The sequence below is a fragment of the Chryseobacterium kimseyorum genome (genome assembly GCF_025971945.1).
In the GTDB taxonomy this organism is placed as follows: domain Bacteria; phylum Bacteroidota; class Bacteroidia; order Flavobacteriales; family Weeksellaceae; genus Chryseobacterium; species Chryseobacterium kimseyorum.
The window spans coordinates 20620-36550 of the sequence record NZ_JAPDHW010000012.1 but is presented as its reverse complement, the minus strand read 5'-3'; the positions used below and the strand labels follow the sequence as shown (position 1 = coordinate 36550).

17 protein-coding genes and 1 pseudogene are annotated in these 15931 nt (G+C 36.5%); 5 read left to right on the top strand and 13 right to left on the bottom strand.

From position 1 onward, the window contains the following. Window positions 1-3: 3 nt before the first annotated feature. Genes OMO38_RS15610 through OMO38_RS15600 form a run of 3 tightly spaced genes read left to right on the top strand, consistent with a single transcriptional unit; the run spans window position 4 to window position 3666 of the window. Window positions 4-924, top strand: coding sequence for an ABC transporter ATP-binding protein (locus OMO38_RS15610; protein WP_264751117.1), 921 nt, complete (start codon window positions 4-6; stop codon window positions 922-924). Continuing rightward, on the top strand, window positions 921-2489 hold the full coding sequence (locus OMO38_RS15605) for an ABC transporter permease/substrate-binding protein (RefSeq protein ID WP_264751116.1): 1569 nt from the start codon (window positions 921-923) through the stop codon (window positions 2487-2489). The genes OMO38_RS15610 and OMO38_RS15605 overlap by 4 nt, the downstream gene beginning before the upstream one ends. Before the next feature lie 7 nt (window positions 2490-2496). After that, window positions 2497-3666 carry a MalY/PatB family protein gene (locus OMO38_RS15600; RefSeq protein ID WP_264751115.1) on the top strand — a complete coding sequence of 390 codons (1170 nt, stop codon included), beginning with the start codon at window positions 2497-2499 and terminating at the stop codon, window positions 3664-3666. Window positions 3667-3728: 62 nt separating this feature from the next. Here the strand turns inward: OMO38_RS15600 and OMO38_RS15595 are convergent, their stop codons facing one another. The 10 genes and pseudogenes from OMO38_RS15595 to OMO38_RS15550 all read right to left on the bottom strand — a co-directional run bounded on the left by OMO38_RS15595 (window position 3729) and on the right by OMO38_RS15550 (window position 11200). Then, window positions 3729-4091: a response regulator gene (locus OMO38_RS15595; protein ID WP_264751114.1), complete on the bottom strand. Its 363-nt coding sequence runs from the start codon at window positions 4089-4091 to the stop codon at window positions 3729-3731. A gap of 201 nt (window positions 4092-4292) precedes the next feature. Then, window positions 4293-5312 carry an LLM class flavin-dependent oxidoreductase gene (locus tag OMO38_RS15590; RefSeq protein WP_264751113.1) on the bottom strand — a complete coding sequence of 340 codons (1020 nt, stop codon included), beginning with the start codon at window positions 5310-5312 and terminating at the stop codon, window positions 4293-4295. 107 nt (window positions 5313-5419) lie between these two features. Further along, a complete protein-coding gene (locus OMO38_RS15585; protein ID WP_264751112.1) occupies window positions 5420-5635 on the bottom strand; it encodes a hypothetical protein in 216 nt (71 codons plus the stop codon). A gap of 152 nt (window positions 5636-5787) precedes the next feature. Continuing rightward, entirely contained in the window at window positions 5788-6438 is a 651-nt protein-coding gene (locus OMO38_RS15580; RefSeq protein WP_264751111.1) for a MarR family winged helix-turn-helix transcriptional regulator, read from the bottom strand. A gap of 45 nt (window positions 6439-6483) precedes the next feature. Beyond that, window positions 6484-7182, bottom strand: a complete 699-nt coding sequence (locus OMO38_RS15575; protein ID WP_264751110.1) for an SDR family NAD(P)-dependent oxidoreductase — start codon at window positions 7180-7182, stop codon at window positions 6484-6486. Window positions 7183-7211: 29 nt separating this feature from the next. Further along, window positions 7212-7493, bottom strand: coding sequence for a TIGR03643 family protein (locus OMO38_RS15570; RefSeq protein ID WP_264751109.1), 282 nt, complete (start codon window positions 7491-7493; stop codon window positions 7212-7214). Further along, window positions 7490-8971, bottom strand: a pseudogene (locus tag OMO38_RS20340) (cryptochrome/photolyase family protein). The gene OMO38_RS15570 and the pseudogene OMO38_RS20340 overlap by 4 nt, the downstream one beginning before the upstream one ends. A 17-nt stretch (window positions 8972-8988) precedes the next feature. Then, window positions 8989-9132 carry a DUF2256 domain-containing protein gene (locus OMO38_RS15560; RefSeq protein WP_264751108.1) on the bottom strand — a complete coding sequence of 48 codons (144 nt, stop codon included), beginning with the start codon at window positions 9130-9132 and terminating at the stop codon, window positions 8989-8991. A 1-nt stretch (window position 9133) separates the two neighbouring features. Beyond that, window positions 9134-10456, bottom strand: coding sequence for an ABC1 kinase family protein (locus OMO38_RS15555; protein ID WP_264751107.1), 1323 nt, complete (start codon window positions 10454-10456; stop codon window positions 9134-9136). A 90-nt stretch (window positions 10457-10546) separates the two neighbouring features. Continuing rightward, on the bottom strand, window positions 10547-11200 hold the full coding sequence (locus tag OMO38_RS15550) for a TetR family transcriptional regulator C-terminal domain-containing protein (RefSeq protein ID WP_264751106.1): 654 nt from the start codon (window positions 11198-11200) through the stop codon (window positions 10547-10549). A gap of 350 nt (window positions 11201-11550) precedes the next feature. Here OMO38_RS15550 and OMO38_RS15545 point away from each other — a divergent pair, with 350 nt between their 5' ends. Next, window positions 11551-12576, top strand: a complete 1026-nt coding sequence (locus OMO38_RS15545; RefSeq protein ID WP_264751105.1) for a rod shape-determining protein — start codon at window positions 11551-11553, stop codon at window positions 12574-12576. Between the two features lie 319 nt (window positions 12577-12895). Then, window positions 12896-13180: a hypothetical protein gene (locus tag OMO38_RS15540; protein ID WP_264751104.1), complete on the top strand. Its 285-nt coding sequence runs from the start codon at window positions 12896-12898 to the stop codon at window positions 13178-13180. Window positions 13181-13502: 322 nt separating this feature from the next. Here OMO38_RS15540 and OMO38_RS15535 read toward each other — a convergent pair whose 3' ends face one another. The 3 genes from OMO38_RS15535 to OMO38_RS15525 all read right to left on the bottom strand — a co-directional run bounded on the left by OMO38_RS15535 (window position 13503) and on the right by OMO38_RS15525 (window position 15926). Next, on the bottom strand, window positions 13503-13997 hold the full coding sequence (locus tag OMO38_RS15535) for a cupin domain-containing protein (RefSeq protein WP_264751103.1): 495 nt from the start codon (window positions 13995-13997) through the stop codon (window positions 13503-13505). A gap of 17 nt (window positions 13998-14014) precedes the next feature. Continuing rightward, window positions 14015-14434, bottom strand: a complete 420-nt coding sequence (locus tag OMO38_RS15530) for a Dabb family protein (RefSeq protein ID WP_264751102.1) — start codon at window positions 14432-14434, stop codon at window positions 14015-14017. 163 nt (window positions 14435-14597) lie between these two features. Continuing rightward, window positions 14598-15926 carry a hypothetical protein gene (locus tag OMO38_RS15525; RefSeq protein WP_264751101.1) on the bottom strand — a complete coding sequence of 443 codons (1329 nt, stop codon included), beginning with the start codon at window positions 15924-15926 and terminating at the stop codon, window positions 14598-14600. Window positions 15927-15931 lie beyond the last annotated feature (5 nt).

Genomic DNA, 15931 nt, shown 5'->3' with positions numbered 1-15931 from the left:
CTTATGATTACAGTAGAATCGGTTTCAAAAATTTTCAACGGAAGACCAGCAGTGGATAATATTTCTTTTCAGGCCAATGATAAAGAGATATTGGTGCTTCTGGGAACGAGTGGTTGCGGAAAAACGACCACTTTAAAAATGATTAACCGTCTGATAGAAGCCGATTCGGGAAATATTTTGATTGACGGAAAAAATATCCGTGACCGGAAAGTGGAAGAGCTGAGAATGGGAATTGGTTTTGTGATGCAGCATTCCGGATTGTTTCCGCATTACACGATTAAGCAAAACATTGCCGTTGTTCCGGAATTATTAAAATGGGACAAGAAAAAGATTCAAAACAGAACCGAAGAACTCCTGCACAAACTTCACCTTCCTGCAGATGTTCTTTCCCGTTTTCCCAATGAACTAAGTGGTGGTCAACAGCAGAGAGTGGGAATTGCCCGTGCTCTGATTGCCAATTCACCGATTCTCTTGATGGACGAACCTTTCGGAGCGTTGGATAATATTACAAAAGCTGATATTCATTCGGAATTCAAATCGCTGGAAGAACTTAAAAATAAAACCATTATTCTTGTCACGCATGATGTTCAGGAAGCTTTTGAACTGGGACAAAGAATCTGTTTAATGGATAAGGGAAAAATTATTCAGACCGGAAGTCCACAAGAAATATTGTATCGTCCCAAGAATGATTTTGTAAAGGATTTTTTTGCCGAAAACAGACTGTTATTGGAATACAAAGTCGCAACTTTGAATGATGTCAAATCCTTCATTGATTCAGAGAATTTAATCAATGAATTTCAATTTACAGGAGAAACCAGCGTCTGGAATGCGTTACAGAAATTAAGTTCTGACCATAAAAATACAGATGCTTATGAAGTAATGATTAAGGCATTCAACGACTACCGAAAATTACAAATCGTATGACGCAGCAAAGTCTTTGGCAGTTCGTCATCGAGCAGCACGAAAAATTACTGACTCAGGTTGTACAGCACTTGGGCTTGACTTTTCTGTCTTTAATTTTAGCAATCATTGTCGGTTTACCACTGGGAATTATGATTGCCCGAAAAAGAAAATTATCAAATCCTGTTCTTGGTTTTGCCGGGATTTTACAGACGATTCCAAGTATCGCTTTATTAGGATTTATGATTCCAGCATTTGGAATCGGCGCAACTCCAGCCATCATTGCTTTGCTGATTTATGCACTTTTACCGATTATCAGAAATACTTTCACAGGAATTACAGGTGTGAATCCTACAGTCATCGAAGCGGCAAAAGCAATGGGAATGAACCGGAAGCAAATGCTTTTCAAAGTTGAACTTCCGCTGGCAATGCCTGTAATTATTGCAGGAATTCGCACCGCTGCAGTTATCAATGTTGGAGTGGCGACCCTGGCTTCATTTGTTGCAGCTGGTGGTTTGGGTGAATTTATCTTCGGCGGAATTTCTTTAAACAACAGCAATATGATATTGGCAGGTGCCATTCCTGCAGCACTATTGGCGATTTTGCTCGACCAGACGATTGCTGTTCTCCAGAAATCCGGCTATCAGTTTTTAAAGAAATTAAAGTACATCATTCCTGCAGTTTTACTGGTATTTGGAGTTGTTTATTTAATGAATTCCGTTTCAGATAAAAATAAGTTAAAAGCAGGCTTTACACCAGAATTTATGGGAAGACAGGACGGAGATTTAGGTTTGCGTTCTGTGTATGGTTTAAATGTCAATCCTAAAGTTGTGAATGATGCCGTGATGTACAAAGCCGCTTACGAAAATGAGTTGGATTTAATCAGCGGATATTCTACTGACGGCAGAATTAAAGCGTTTGATTTGTATGTTTTGGAGGATGATAAAAAGATTTTTCCACCCTATTTTGCGGCACCGATTATCAAGACGAAAACATTGGATAAATTTCCTGAGCTGGAAAAGACTCTGAACTTAGTTGCAGGAAAATTCAATGATTCGATAATGACCGATTTGAATTACCGTTCCGATTATCTCAACCAAACGCCTGAAAAAATTGCCAAGGATTTTTTAATGAAAAATAAACTGTACAGACCTTCTAGAAACGGAAATTCGGGAACAGTTCGAATCGGTTCAAAGATTTTCGGCGAGCAGTACATCCTCACAGAAATGTATAAAATGCTGATTGAAGGCTACACTAATTATAAAGTGGAAACCAAAACCGGATTGGGCGGAACGAAAATCTGTTTCGATGCATTGATGAACGACGCCATCGATTTTTATCCTGAATATACGGGAACGGGACTTTTAGTTTTATTAAAACCATCACCAAAATCCATCCAAAACGTTTCGCAAAGTGCCGATAAAACGTATAAATTTGTAGATTCAGAATTCAGGAAACAGTATGGAATTCAATGGTTGGAACCGCTAGGTTTTAATAATTCTTATGCCCTGATGATGCGGAAAGAACAGGCAGAGGAATTGAAAGTAAAAAGCATTTCTGACCTTAAAAAATACCTGGATTCAAAATAGAATTTAAATGACTGAAAAATATAATTTTGATGAAATCGTCAGCAGACGCAGAACCGATTCGGTAAAGTGGGATTTGGCAAAGAACGACGTTTTACCAATGTGGGTCGCAGATATGGACTTCAAAACTGCACAGGAAATTACAGAAGCAATTGTGGAAAAAGTGTCTCAAGGTGTTTTTGGTTACGGTCTTGTGCCAGCCAATTTCTTTGACGCCATTATCCATTGGTGGAAAGAGACTCATCAGTTTAATATCAAAAAAGAATGGATTCTGCCTGGTCAGGGAATGATTCCCACACTTTCCGCGATTTTGAGGACTTTTGTGAAACCTGAGGAAAATATCATTATTCAGCCGCCTGTTTACAATCATTTTTATAATTTCTTCGAAAACTGTGAGTTTGGTGTGGTCGAAAATAATCTTATTTACAACAACGGAACTTACGAAATTGATTTTAATGATTTGGAATTAATAGCAGCCGATTCGAAGGCAAAAGTTCTGCTACTGTGTAATCCTCATAATCCTGTGGGCAGAGTCTGGAAAAGAAATGAACTGGAAAAGATGGCGGAAATTTGCTCTAAACATCAGGTAATGGTAGTGTCAGATGAAATCCACGCTGACCTGGTTTATCAAGGTCATCAACATATTCCTTTCGCATCCGTCGCTGAAAATTACGACCTGGAATCTGTGACTTGCGGTTCGCCCTGTAAGACATTTAATCTTGCGGGTTTGCCGATTTCGTATGTCATTTCTCAAAACGTTGAAATTTTAAATAAGATTCATAAAACTTTTGAAATTCAGGAGACGAGTTACCCAAATCCTCTTGCTGCCACCGCATTGATTGCTGCTTACCAAAACGGAAATAATTGGTTAGACGAATTGAAAATTTATCTTGGTGAAAATTATCAGTATCTCTTAGAATTCATCAAAGAAAATCTTCCGGAAATAAAAGTTCTTCCTTTAGAAGGAACCTATCTGGTCTGGTTAGACTGTCAGTCATTGAATAAAACGTCTGATGACTTGTCTAAAATTTTATTGGAAGACGAGAAACTGTGGGTCAATTCAGGAACAATGTATGGCAAAGCGGGCGAAGGATTTTTGAGAATGAATATTGCCTGTCCACGGAGTCTGCTTTATGATGGATTGACCAAACTTAAAAACGGCTTGAAGAGAAACATTTAATGTTAATTTACAAATGGTAAAATTTTAAGAAAATCTTTTTAAATTCTAAATAACTGGTCTGATTACAGATCAGTATTTTTCTTGACTACATCGATCATCTCGTCAATCCCAAAGGGTTTTGCAATAAAGTCATCGGCTTTGCAAGCTGCAGCTTCAGATGCCAGATTGGTTGATGTTGAAGTGAGAACTGCAGGAATGTCATCAGTCTTAGGATCCGATTTTAATTCTTTAATAACCTGCGAGCCTTTCACCGAACCTTTAATGTGATCATCGACAATAACCACGTCTGGGTCTATGTTTTCAATATTTTTAATAGGCTCAGTTGTCAGAGATCCTGTTACATCAAATCCTTCCTCTTCCAGTACTTGATCCATGATTTCAAGTATCTCTTTATTATCCTGTACGAGTACAACTTTTTTCTTCATGTCAGATAAGTAATAATTCTACGAAGATAGAAAATATTTGTGCATCTTTTTACGCCCATTTATAATTCATTATTTCTTCTGTTTAAAGTCAAAATCTGATAATTTTACACAAAAAAACTTTACTGAAATTTGAATGATTGGACTTTAAAACTTTAAAAAATCATTAAGACCAGAAAATTTAATAAGAAGTTGAAAAAAACATTACAACAAAGGCTTTTCGTTATTAATTTCCATCATTACTTCAGCGAAAAATTTCGCAGATTTTATTCGGTCTTCAATAGAATAAATGGTAGAAACCATCATCAGTTCGTCCACTTTTGTTTCAGATATAAATTCCTGTAGCTGCACTTTCACGGTTTCTTTAGTCCCTACAAATGAATATTTCAACATTTGATGCAGGCTTGGATGCTGTACCACATCTTTCAAATCTGCTGTCATTTCAGTTGGCGGATGCAGAGGTTGAGAATTTCCTGTCAGCACACCGAAAAACATTCTGATCAGTGAGGTGTACAGTCTTTCGGCTTCTTCTTCAGTGTCAGCAATCACAACATTAACGCCGGCAATGGTGTAGGGTTGTTGCAAACCGTCCGAAGGTTGAAATTCTTCTCTGTAAATATTCAGAGCATTGAGTAAATGGGTAGATTCAAAATGACTGGCAAAAGCGTACGGTAAACCTTTACCTGCTGCGAGATGCGCACTGTCTGTGCTCGAGCCTAAGATATAAATCGGGACATCGGTTCCCTCAGCGATGGCAGCACGTACTTTCGATGTCTTGTTTTCTACTGAAAAGTAATTTTCAATTTTTTCGACTTCTGCAGGAAAAGAATGTGCGGCTTTCATAAAATCTATCCTGATCGCCTGTGCCGTCAGAGTATCTGTACCGGGCGCTCTGCCTAAACCTAAATCAATTCTGTGAGGATACAAATGTGCCAGAGTTCCAAACTGTTCTGCAATGATCAGAGGTGAATGATTAGGAAGCATAATTCCGCCTGAACCAACTCTTATTTTTTCTGTATTTTCTGCAACATATCCAATTAGGATAGATGTGGCGCTGCTTCCGACCGATTCTGAGTTGTGATGCTCGGCAAACCAATATCTCTTATAATCAAAGTCTTCTGCGACCTTTGCCAATGCCAGTGAATTGTTCAGAGTCTGCTTAAATGTATTTCCTGCCGATACAATTGCAAGTTCCAAAATAGAGTAGGATACAGAATTCTTCATAAGAGATTAATTTTTAAAATTAAATACTATTGCAAAGTTACAAAAAGTAACTAACAATAACAGTGTATGAAGTGATTAGTATTAAATTTCTATCTGATGCACCTTTTTTATTTGGGAAGCATTATCATTTTGGCATTTCCGCCTTCACGGATAACAATCAGTTTTCTGTTAACCATATTTTGCAGAAAAGCATTTCTTTCAGGAATTGGCATATTCAGGATGTGATCAAAATCGCCGAAAAAATTTCCATTATTTCCACCTGTGTCATCATGCTTTTTCTTTACTATTTCGAGTATTGTATTTTCCATTTCTACAGAATCCATAGTCCTTTTATGTTTAATTTGTCAGTGACTGCAAAGATAAACTTATATCACAATCATCCGACCGTTCGAAAGAGATAGCACTAATTATTTTAAAGATGATTGTAATTCTTAGTGTCACAGATTTTTAGATAAAAAAATAAAGAAATATACAATCAGCCACCAGTCAGTTCACTGATTTTGTCGATATCTGCTCCTTTATAATTGGAGTAAACATGAGCGTGAAATTCATTCAGTTTTTGAAGCATTTTCAGCAGATTGTTTTTCTCATTATCATTTAGAGTTGCAGATAAGACCTTAGATGTCTGATTGACTTTTGCAACGGATTTGTGAAATACTTTTTCGCCTATTTTTGTCAGGTTGATTCTTTTACTTCTTTTATCATCTTCATCATTTTTTTCTTCTAAAAATCCTGCATCCAAAAGGCGTTTAATAATCTGTGTTCCGGTCTGCTTTTCATGACCGTTTTTCTCAATCAGTTGAATTTTTGTTAAATGAGGCTCATCTTTCAGGCGGTAGATGTAGGTAAATTCTTCATTGGCCAGTTCGGGAAAATCTCCCAGTCCTTTTCTGATCAGCAGTTTCGAGTACCTTCCCAACAGAAGAATCTGCTTGCAAATTTCGTTCTCTGTGAATGATACCTGATGATTTTCATTTTTAAAAAGCTTGGTGGGGCTTTCAGCTGAATACTTTTTATCATTCATCCACACCCGAAAATCCTCAACTGTAGAATTGGGTTTGCAGGCATCAGAATTTTCAAATTCTTTGACTTGCTGAAGCAGATTAATAAAAAAGTCGGTTTGCATAATTGATTTTGGCAAAGATATTAGTTTTGTTTTTTTTGATGAAAATTATAATTTCAAATTACTCATTCCACCATCAACTGCAATGATTTGTCCCGTAATCCAGGATGCATCCGGCGAAAGTAAAAATGCTGTCATTTTAGCAATTTCTTCCGCATTTCCAATTCTCTGCAGAGGATGTCTTTTGGCGGAAGCTTCGCGCTTCTCGGGAGTTGACAGCAGTTGATAAGCTAGATTGGTATCTGTAAGAGAAGGGGCAACTGCATTCACTCTAATTTTATGAGTTGACAATTCTGCAGCGAGACTTTTCGTTAAACCTTCAACGGCACTTTTGCTGGCAGAAACCGATGCGTGAAAAGGCATTCCCAGTTTTGCAGCGGCCGAACTGAACAGTACAACAGATGCGCTTTCTGATTTTTTAAAATGAGGAAGAAGTTTTCGGATTGTTTTCACGGCGCCTAATACATTGATCTCAAAATCATTTTTAAAATCATCGTCTGTTAAACGGTTAAATGGTTTCAGATTAATACTTCCCGGTGCATAAATCAGTCCGTCAACAACCTCAGGAAAATCTATTTCATCAAGATTTCCGGTGAGAATATCCATCTGATGAAATTCAATATCCAGTTCATTGATCTCAGTGTTTTCGCTTTTTGAGATGCCAATAACTTTATTTTCCTTTGAAAGAAGTTTTGCAGAAGCAAATCCAATTCCCTGTCCGCAACCAATGATGACAATGTTTTTCATCTGTTTAAATGTTAGAATTAACTAAATTATTACCGTTTAGAAATTTTATTATGGCTGATTGTTCTCTGTCTGGAACATCTGAACCTTTCAATTTCAGGGTTTCTTTTTCTTAAATGTTTCTGGCTCACTCCGGAATTCACTCTTTTTCTCCAAAGCCGAAAGCTTGATGGTTTCAGTTCGGTTCTCATCAGTTCAATCACTTCAGATTCGTTAATTGCAAACTGATATTCAATCGCTTCGAAAGGAGTTCGGTCTTCCCAAGCCATTTCAATAATCCGGTCTTTTTCTTCTAAATTAAATTCTTTCGTCATCTTGTTAAATTTTTAATGGTTTGTTTCGCAATTTTGAGATGTTCAGATTTTTTCTCCTCCGGCATTTTGTCCCATGTTCTCACCATCATTGCCAGCCTGGGATTGGTTTCGAAAAACTGACGGTTATCGTTTACAAAATTCCAGAAGAGCGCATCCCATTTTTCGGTCCAGCCGCCATCAGAATAATCGCTCATTTTTTTAATATAATTACTTCCGCTGACGTACGGTTTTGTGCTCATTTTTCCACCATCTGAAAAGCTGCTCATGCCATAAACATTTGGAACCATCACCCAGTCGTAGGAATCGATAAACATTTCCATAAACCATTGGTAAACTTCATCATGATTGATTTTCAGAAGATTCATAAAGTTGGCCAAAATCATAAGTCTTTCAATATGATGGGCATAGCCTGTTTTCAATATTTTTAGAACCGTACTGTCAATTGGTTTAATTTCTGTCTTTGCCGTATAAAAAGATTCAGGGAGTGGATTTTCGTGTTTCCAGTAATTTCTGTTCCGTTGATAAGTTCCCTGATAAAGATATATTCCCCGCACAAATTCTCTCCAGCCCAAAATCTGACGCACAAATCCTTCTAAAGAATTTATAGGAATATCAAATTCCTTTGCATAGTTGACTGAATCCTGCAATACATCATCAGCAGTCAAAAGCCCGATATTGAGTAACGGCGAAAGCACACTGTGATGAAGATAATGCTCATGTTCCAGGATGCTGTCTTCATAAACTCCAAATTCTGAGAAACGGTTTTCCAAAAACTGATTAAACCAATTTTCAGCTTCTTCAAACGTCACTGGATACAGCTGATAAGCGGTTAGACTTCCATAATTTTCACTGAAATTTTCCCCGACATATTTTTTCGCCTCATCATAATACTTACTGTTCTCAGGAAAATAAACTGATGGCGTTTTTTTATTTTTAGGATATTTCTTTCGGTTTTCTGTATCAAAAGTCCATTTTCCGCCCAAAGGTTTTCCGGCTTTCATCAGAATATTTCGCGAAATTCTCTGCTGCTTATAAAAATCGGTTTGATGGTAAGATTTTTTATCTTCAAAATATTCTTTCAGATCATCTCTGGTATTAATAAATAGTGGGCATTCGAGAATTTCCACTTCAAGATGGGTTTCTTTAATTCTTTTTTCAAGCTAGTGATCACATACATCCGTGATAAGAATTCTGTCAAACTTTTCTTTCTGTAAGTGTTTGATTAAATTTCTAATATCAGAAAGCGGGGAAGTGCTTTCAATATATTCAACTTTAAATTTTGCTTGAGTTAAATAATCTTCGTAAAACTTCATACTCGCTCTGTGAAGTGCAATTTTCTGCTGATGAAATTTATACTGTTTAAAAAACAGAAATTCTTCGATCAAGAAAACCGGTTGACTCCTATCAAGATAATCCGCATCCTTAAAAAGCTGATGCGGAAATATCAATTGTGCAGTTAAAGATTTTTTAGACGTCATCACTTATTAAGATTTAATTATTCAGGAGATTTCGATTTTCTATTTTTCCGGCATCTTTCGCTGCAATATTTTACTTCGTCCCAGTTTTTCTTCCATTTTTTTCTCCAGTTAAAAGAAAGTCCGCAAACCTCGCAGATCTTGGATGGTAAAGCATTGGGCATTTTAAATAATAAATTTTTTATACTGATTGATGGTAATATCTTTAGCTTTCAGATTGTGCATCATATTGTAGAGACCAAAAAATGTTCTGTTCAGATAGATAAAATGCTTAGAACCCCGGTTGGTATTCATTCCTTTCATATCGCTGAGTTTTGCATAACGCTGCCCAAGATCTGCAATTTCCTGAAAGAATGATTCATCAGAAAAATCAAAATTCTCAGCATTGAACGGTCTTGTGAATAATTCCAGAAGCTCGTAAAATAATTTGGTAAAAAACTTCTGTTCCTGCGGCGAGTCATCGTGACGCAGAATCTCAAGCTGATATAATTTCTCACCAAAAATATCGGGATTATTTAAATTTTCCTTTTTAGCCAGCTCAAAATAAGGTCTGTAAAAATCAGCTGGAATTTCTTTGATACAGCCAAAGTCGATTACCAAAAGCTTTTGGTCATCAGAAATAAGAAAATTTCCGGGATGAGGGTCTGCATGCACCTGCTTCAAAATATGCATCTGATACATGTAGAAATCCCAAAGAGTCTGACCTATTTTGTTTAAATCTTCCTGAGAATGATCTTCTTTGGTAAATTCTGAAAAATGTTTTCCGTTTAACCAATCCATGGTGATGATTCTTTCACAGGAAAATTCAGGATAATATTTCGGAAACTGAATGTTGGGTAGATGACTGCATTTTTCAGAAATTTCCTGACTTCTTTTAAGCTCAAGATCGTAATCAGTTTCCTCAAACAGTTTATTTTCCACTTCCTGAAAATAAGATTCAGAACCTTCCTTTTTTATGTTAAACATTTTCATCGCAATCGGTTTTACCATTTTCAGATCACTTGAAATACTTTCTCTTACACCTGGATACTGAATTTTTACAGCAAAGTTTTTATCATCCTTCTTTGCTTTGTGCACCTGGCCGATGCTCGCAGCATTGACAGATTCTGTTGTAAATTCATCAAACATATCTTCAGGATTTTTGCCAAAATATTTTCTGAAAGTCTTCTTGACCAGCGCCCCGGAAAGAGGAGGTACAGAGAATTGCGACAGAGAAAATTTCTCTACATAAGCCTGTGGCAGAATATTTTTTTCCATACTCAGCATCTGTGCAACTTTCAGAGCAGAACCTTTCAGCTCCTTTAAAGAATCGTAAATGTCTGAGGCATTGTCTTCATTTAATGTCTTTCGCGCATCAACTTCATTTTTATCTTTTGTAATTTTATTTCCGTAATATTTGATGTAGTTTACACCCACTTTTGCTCCAGCTTTCAGCAAACTGCTCGTTCTTTCTAATTTACCGGTCGGTATTGTATTAAGTGTTTTCATCTATATATTTATTGTTTACTATGGTCGGACAGAATATCCAGTTCCACGAATTCTGATTCTCTTTTTATCGGAAATGATGATCTTAGCTCACTATTTAAATTTTTCTTTAAATAGAAATTTGCCTAAATCCACCAGTTTTCTCAGTGGTTCATTGTCTATAAGTTCAAATCCGGTATCAATTGTTTTTTCAATATAAAGATCTGTCTTTTCAAACGCAGGCGATGTGTCTTTTTTCCAAAACTCGATCGATGAAATAAAATGCAGCCACAATGCTTCTTCTCTCGCTTTTTCGTGAAAATTTTTCACATCATTTTTAGCTTTCTTTATTAATTGCCAGTCATTAAAATCCAATGTTCTTATAAATTCTCTGTGCGTGTCCTTCAGTTGTTTTGAAATTTTTGCTGACTGTAATTTATCGTTCCCGAGAATCATTAAAACCAATGATCTGTTCATGGTCATATTTTCAAAGAAGATAAAATAAACATTGAGCAATTGTTCTTTTGAACTGATTTCATTAGAACTGTTCACTTCAGATGCCAAGTCCACGGACTTATCAAAAAGATTAACCAGCATCATTCTTTCGATCTGTTCAAAGCTTGCAAAATAGTCGTAGAAGTCTCTTTCCTCAAACTCATTGTCTTTCGCAAAACGGTAAATGCTTTTTGGCTTTTCGCCATGATTCAGGATATAATCTCCATAAAGTTCAAATATTCTGTCCTGAGTAATCAGATTTTCTTTTTCCATTTTTAAATTTTATTAAACAAATTTAGTAATTAAGTTTACTAATAAATATAATATAGTATATTAAATTTAAATACAATACATTTAGTTTTTCAATAATAGAAAACTCTATGATGGCATGTCTGTTTTTCATCAAACTTTTTAAAAATTTGAATATCATATTATTAAAGTAGAAACAACACCTGAATGGAAGCAGTAGAGTTAATAATTTTTTTAATTAGTTATTCGGAAATCGCTCTCTAAACTATATTTTCCACAATTTTTTTAACGTATGTTTAACTACCTGAAGAGTTTATTTTGGCAGGTAGATAAAAGTAATAGGCGTACATTTGGCACCTAATAATTTATGTACGATGGGGATATTTGATATGTTTACGGAAGAGATTGCAATTGATTTAGGAACGGCCAATACCCTGATCATACATAATAATAAAATTGTTGTTGACGAACCCTCGATTGTTGCGATTGACCGCCTTACCGGTAAAGCCATTGCTGTCGGTACCCAGGCAAAACTGATGCAGGGCAAAACACACGAAAATATTAGAGTCATAAGGCCGCTGAAGGATGGTGTTATCGCAGATTTTCATGCATCAGAGCACATGATTAAAGAATTTATCAAACAGATTACTGAAATCAAGGGTAAATTAATACAGCCTGCACTGCGAATCGTTATCTGTATTCCGTCAGGAATCACTGAAGTTGAACGTAGGGCAGTTCGGGATTCTGCACAAAAAGTAAATGCAAAAGAAGTTATATTGATTTACGAGCCAATGGCCGCTGCAATTGGAGCAGGAATCGATGTTGAAAGTCCGGAAGGAAATATGATCGTAGATATCGGAGGTGGAACCACAGAAATTGCGGTTATCGCTTTGGGCGGCATTGTGGTAGACAGATCTTTAAAGTTGGCGGGCGACGTGTTTACCAATGATATTTCTTATTTTATCAGATCTCAACATAATCTGGATATCGGTGAGAGAACTGCCGAAAGAATAAAAATAGAAATCGGTTCTGCTCTGGAAGAACTGGATTTTCCTTTGGAAGATATTTCTGTCCGTGGAAAAGATCTTCTTACCGGTAAACCAAAAGAGATTATGGTTAATTACAGAGAGATTTTTAAAGCGCTCGACAAATCCATTATCCGCATTGAAGATGCCATCATGGAGACCCTTTCCATAACTCCACCCGAACTTGCCACTGATATTTATAAAACAGGAATTTTTCTGGCAGGAGGCGGTGCATTGCTTAACGGGCTGTCAGAAAGACTTCATCGAAAAACAGGCTTACCGGTTTTTGTAGCTGAAGATCCTTTAAGAGCTGTCGTTCGTGGAACTGGTATCGCTCTGAAAAATCTTAATAAATTTAGATTTTTAACGAAATAGAAAATAATAAATCCGGGAATTACCGAGCATAAAGTTCAAGACTGCCATTAGAATCTATTGGCGGTTTTTTTTTATTTAAATATTTAATGTAATAATTGAAGAACAGAATGTTTGAAAATTTATTTAAGCTTGGGTAAATAACCACCTGCCATAAATTTTTCGCGAATGTTCGCCGTCAGTGACTGAATATTTTTTACTTAAGTTAATAATTTTAAAGTGAAGATAAGTAAAGAATCTAATTTTCATCAACGCTTTTCCCGTAACAATTTGTTAACACTAAATAAAAATTTTGCCAACCGAAAAGATGTAATTTTACCTCATGGGAAAGAAGAATAAAAAGGTAACGAAGGAGCAGTTGGATGAACTGAAAGGTTTAAGAAAACACCTGACGCCACAGTTATCTGTTGACAATAAAATCAATACTTTGATTCAGGTAAGTCAGGTGTTGAGAACGATCAATCTGACAAGTATTTTTGCCAGCAATATCTCTACAGAATTTACCGGACTGGAAGTTTTTGGGGAACGCTACAACAATTTTCCGAGAATCACTTCTGTGATTGATGATGCAATTTCATATTACGATGAGCAACTGAAGGCGTTTTAAAATCAAAAGCGAATAGATCTCAGAAAGTGTAGTTTCCGTCAGTTCAGGTGTTTTTTGGACGCAAAGAAAAGAAAAATGTATCGAGAACCCGGGAATGAAAGACGAATAGTTAAGCCTAGACTTCTCAATACGGTTTTTTCAAAATCTACTCGAAGTGACGAGATTTTCAATAGAATAAAGGCCAAAATAGCATTAAATAAGTCATTAAAATAAAATAAAAAGAGATTTACCGGCTGGGCAAATCTCTTTTTCTTTTAAATCAATATTCTCTCCTCTCATTTACTGAGAGCATTTACCAACTGTTTATTGTTGTTTTTAATTACTAATCACGTTCTCTATCTTTATCAGATACAAAATAATCGTCTGCATCTTCTGAAATCGGAATATAAAGTCTTTCCCAGGATTTGCTTCTCACCATATTCCAGCTGTGTCCTTTTCCTTTTAAATCTTCAGCTAAAAGTATAGTTCCGGGTTTGATGATAAAAGTAGAGCCGTCTGTCACTTTAAATCTGATATTTCCTTTCAAAGTGATTACATACTGTCTTCTGGGAGCGGGATGAGCATTTTTTTCCCATTCTTCCGTCTTATTGCTCATCCAGAACGTAGTGGTGTTTAAATGTTTCAGCGTAGGAATTCTGCCTTTCTCAAAAGTACATGAGCCGTCAGGGTTATTCATCAGCCTTACTGCAGGGATGTATTCTTTCGATTCCTCTTTATTGACTTTGATGCTGAGGTTTTTGTTTTCTTTTTCCTGTGCTTTCATTCCGAATGAGCTTAATGCCAATACGAGGCAAATTCCTTTGATAAAATTTTTCATTTTAAATATAATCTTTATTAATTGTAAACGGTGTCGTACACCAACATTTTTTCGAAAGAGGGTTTGTATTTTTTAACCAAAGCCAAATGCTCGGGAAGTTGTCCGTAGGCTTCGAGCTCTTCAAGACTGTCAAATTCCATAGCAGCGTTATAAGAATATGTGCTGTCTAAAACGTTTCGCGGGCTTGATCCTGCCGGTTTCCCATAGCGTAGATTTTTCTGGTAAGGAAGTTTTTTAAGACCTTCAAAGAAATTTTCAAAATCTTTGACTTCGGCAGCAGAAAGATCTTTTCTGAGCCAGAAGAATAAATTGTGTGCGTACACTTTATTATTTTTTTTAGGATTAAACTTGGGTAAAACTGATGCGAACATATTTCCCGAAACCAGCAGCAAAGCCGAAGCCTGTACTGATCGGAATAAAAATTTTCTTCTTTCCATATTATTTTTGTTAAACTTTTTGCATTATAAATTTTAAGTAAAGTGAATTCAATCACTGTAATTCTGTAATAATCGAAGTGGTTTGTTGATGATCCTTGCGCTAAACAAAGGCGTTTCGCTTATTTAAAGAATACAAGATTCCCAATGCATAATAGATTGTTATTTAATTAAAATCGATTCTGTATTTTAAAACAAACTGCCACTGTCTGTCGGAAACCACTGCATTATTGCTTGGATCTCCTGTAAAAACGGGTCTGTTCTGAGCGTCAAAAGTAAGTCGGGAAGACATACCGTTCATCAGCAGAGAAATTCCGGCATCGTAGATTACCGCGTTGTCGTGTAATCCCTTCAAATCAGATAACTGCATTCCAACTGCAGGTTGAAGCTGAAGATTTTTCTTCTCCTTATTCAGATAGGGAAGTGTTCCGCCCAACTGAACGTAATAGGTATTCCCGGTTCCAATCACGGGCATTGCATTTCCGGCACCATTTAAGCTTGCCTGCGTCACATCCACTGAAGTTGCAGGATTATTGGTTCCCACGTAACGAACATAATTGGGGCCGTAATCGTTATGCATCGCCATTCCGTAAGCACTTACCGAAGTTCCTTTTTCTTTATTCAGCGGAGCGTCATAAAATAAATCAACGGCAAAGCTTTTCATATCGTCATTGATGGTGTTTTTATCCAAATCCTGGTGCCACATTGCATCATGAATATAATCGAAACCTGCTCCGAGACTCAGTACATTTTTCTTCCCGACATACGTGCCCGAATTAAACGGCGTCGAAATATTTTCTGTATCTAAAAATGCATATCTGAAATATCCTGAGAAGTCTTTATTGGGAGAATTTTTGCTGAAAGAAGCCACATTGACCTTAGGATCAGAAGTAGACATCGTGTACGGATCTGCAACCACCAAACGGTAATCAAATTTTCCCAGCTGACCCTTGATATAAGCTCCCAGTTCCCTTACTGTGTAGTCTGTTGCGCCTGCATTGGATGTTGCATAAGCCGGCAGATCGTACAGCAAAGTATTCAAGGGCCCTGTCGTAAATCTCGATAAACCTCTCCAAGTAGAACGTCCTGCACCAAACTGTATTTTATCATTAAATGCGTATTCAGCGTAAGCATCCAACAAATCAAAATAGTTACTGCCTTTTGCATTGACATTGACGTTGGTCGTTCCGCCCTGCAAGACAAACATCAGTTTCTCTGTCGGTTTGTAAGTCATTTTTACACGAACTCTTCGCAAAGACAAATCTGAAACATCTGATTTTGCTTCATTGTTGATTAAACTTCCGGGATTCAGCTGGGTATATCTTGCCCACAACTCTGCGTAGCCGCTTAAAGAAATAAATCTTGTGTGGTCATCATTAAGGTAATGAGTTAGCGCGGGATTATTAAAATCGTTCTTTTTCTGAGCTTCTACTTTGGAAAAAACATTCATTGCAGAAACTAAAATGACTGCGACTTTAAAATATTTTCTGTTCATAATAT

Coding starts and splice junctions, on each gene's coding strand:
- OMO38_RS15590 (WP_264751113.1), bottom strand. CDS start 5,312: ATGAAGAATTCTGTATCCTACTCTATTTTGGAACTTGCAATTGTATCG.
- OMO38_RS15555 (WP_264751107.1), bottom strand. CDS start 10,456: ATGAAAACACTTAATACAATACCGACCGGTAAATTAGAAAGAACGAGC.
- OMO38_RS15610 (WP_264751117.1), top strand. CDS start 4: ATGATTACAGTAGAATCGGTTTCAAAAATTTTCAACGGAAGACCAGCA.
- OMO38_RS15575 (WP_264751110.1), bottom strand. CDS start 7,182: ATGAAAAACATTGTCATCATTGGTTGCGGACAGGGAATTGGATTTGCT.
- OMO38_RS15600 (WP_264751115.1), top strand. CDS start 2,497: ATGACTGAAAAATATAATTTTGATGAAATCGTCAGCAGACGCAGAACC.
- OMO38_RS15540 (WP_264751104.1), top strand. CDS start 12,896: ATGGGAAAGAAGAATAAAAAGGTAACGAAGGAGCAGTTGGATGAACTG.
- OMO38_RS15525 (WP_264751101.1), bottom strand. CDS start 15,926: ATGAACAGAAAATATTTTAAAGTCGCAGTCATTTTAGTTTCTGCAATG.
- OMO38_RS15550 (WP_264751106.1), bottom strand. CDS start 11,200: ATGGAAAAAGAAAATCTGATTACTCAGGACAGAATATTTGAACTTTAT.
- OMO38_RS15535 (WP_264751103.1), bottom strand. CDS start 13,997: ATGAAAAATTTTATCAAAGGAATTTGCCTCGTATTGGCATTAAGCTCA.
- OMO38_RS15605 (WP_264751116.1), top strand. CDS start 921: ATGACGCAGCAAAGTCTTTGGCAGTTCGTCATCGAGCAGCACGAAAAA.
- OMO38_RS15560 (WP_264751108.1), bottom strand. CDS start 9,132: ATGCCCAATGCTTTACCATCCAAGATCTGCGAGGTTTGCGGACTTTCT.
- OMO38_RS15570 (WP_264751109.1), bottom strand. CDS start 7,493: ATGACGAAAGAATTTAATTTAGAAGAAAAAGACCGGATTATTGAAATG.
- OMO38_RS15580 (WP_264751111.1), bottom strand. CDS start 6,438: ATGCAAACCGACTTTTTTATTAATCTGCTTCAGCAAGTCAAAGAATTT.
- OMO38_RS15595 (WP_264751114.1), bottom strand. CDS start 4,091: ATGAAGAAAAAAGTTGTACTCGTACAGGATAATAAAGAGATACTTGAA.
- OMO38_RS15545 (WP_264751105.1), top strand. CDS start 11,551: ATGGGGATATTTGATATGTTTACGGAAGAGATTGCAATTGATTTAGGA.
- OMO38_RS15585 (WP_264751112.1), bottom strand. CDS start 5,635: ATGGATTCTGTAGAAATGGAAAATACAATACTCGAAATAGTAAAGAAA.
- OMO38_RS15530 (WP_264751102.1), bottom strand. CDS start 14,434: ATGGAAAGAAGAAAATTTTTATTCCGATCAGTACAGGCTTCGGCTTTG.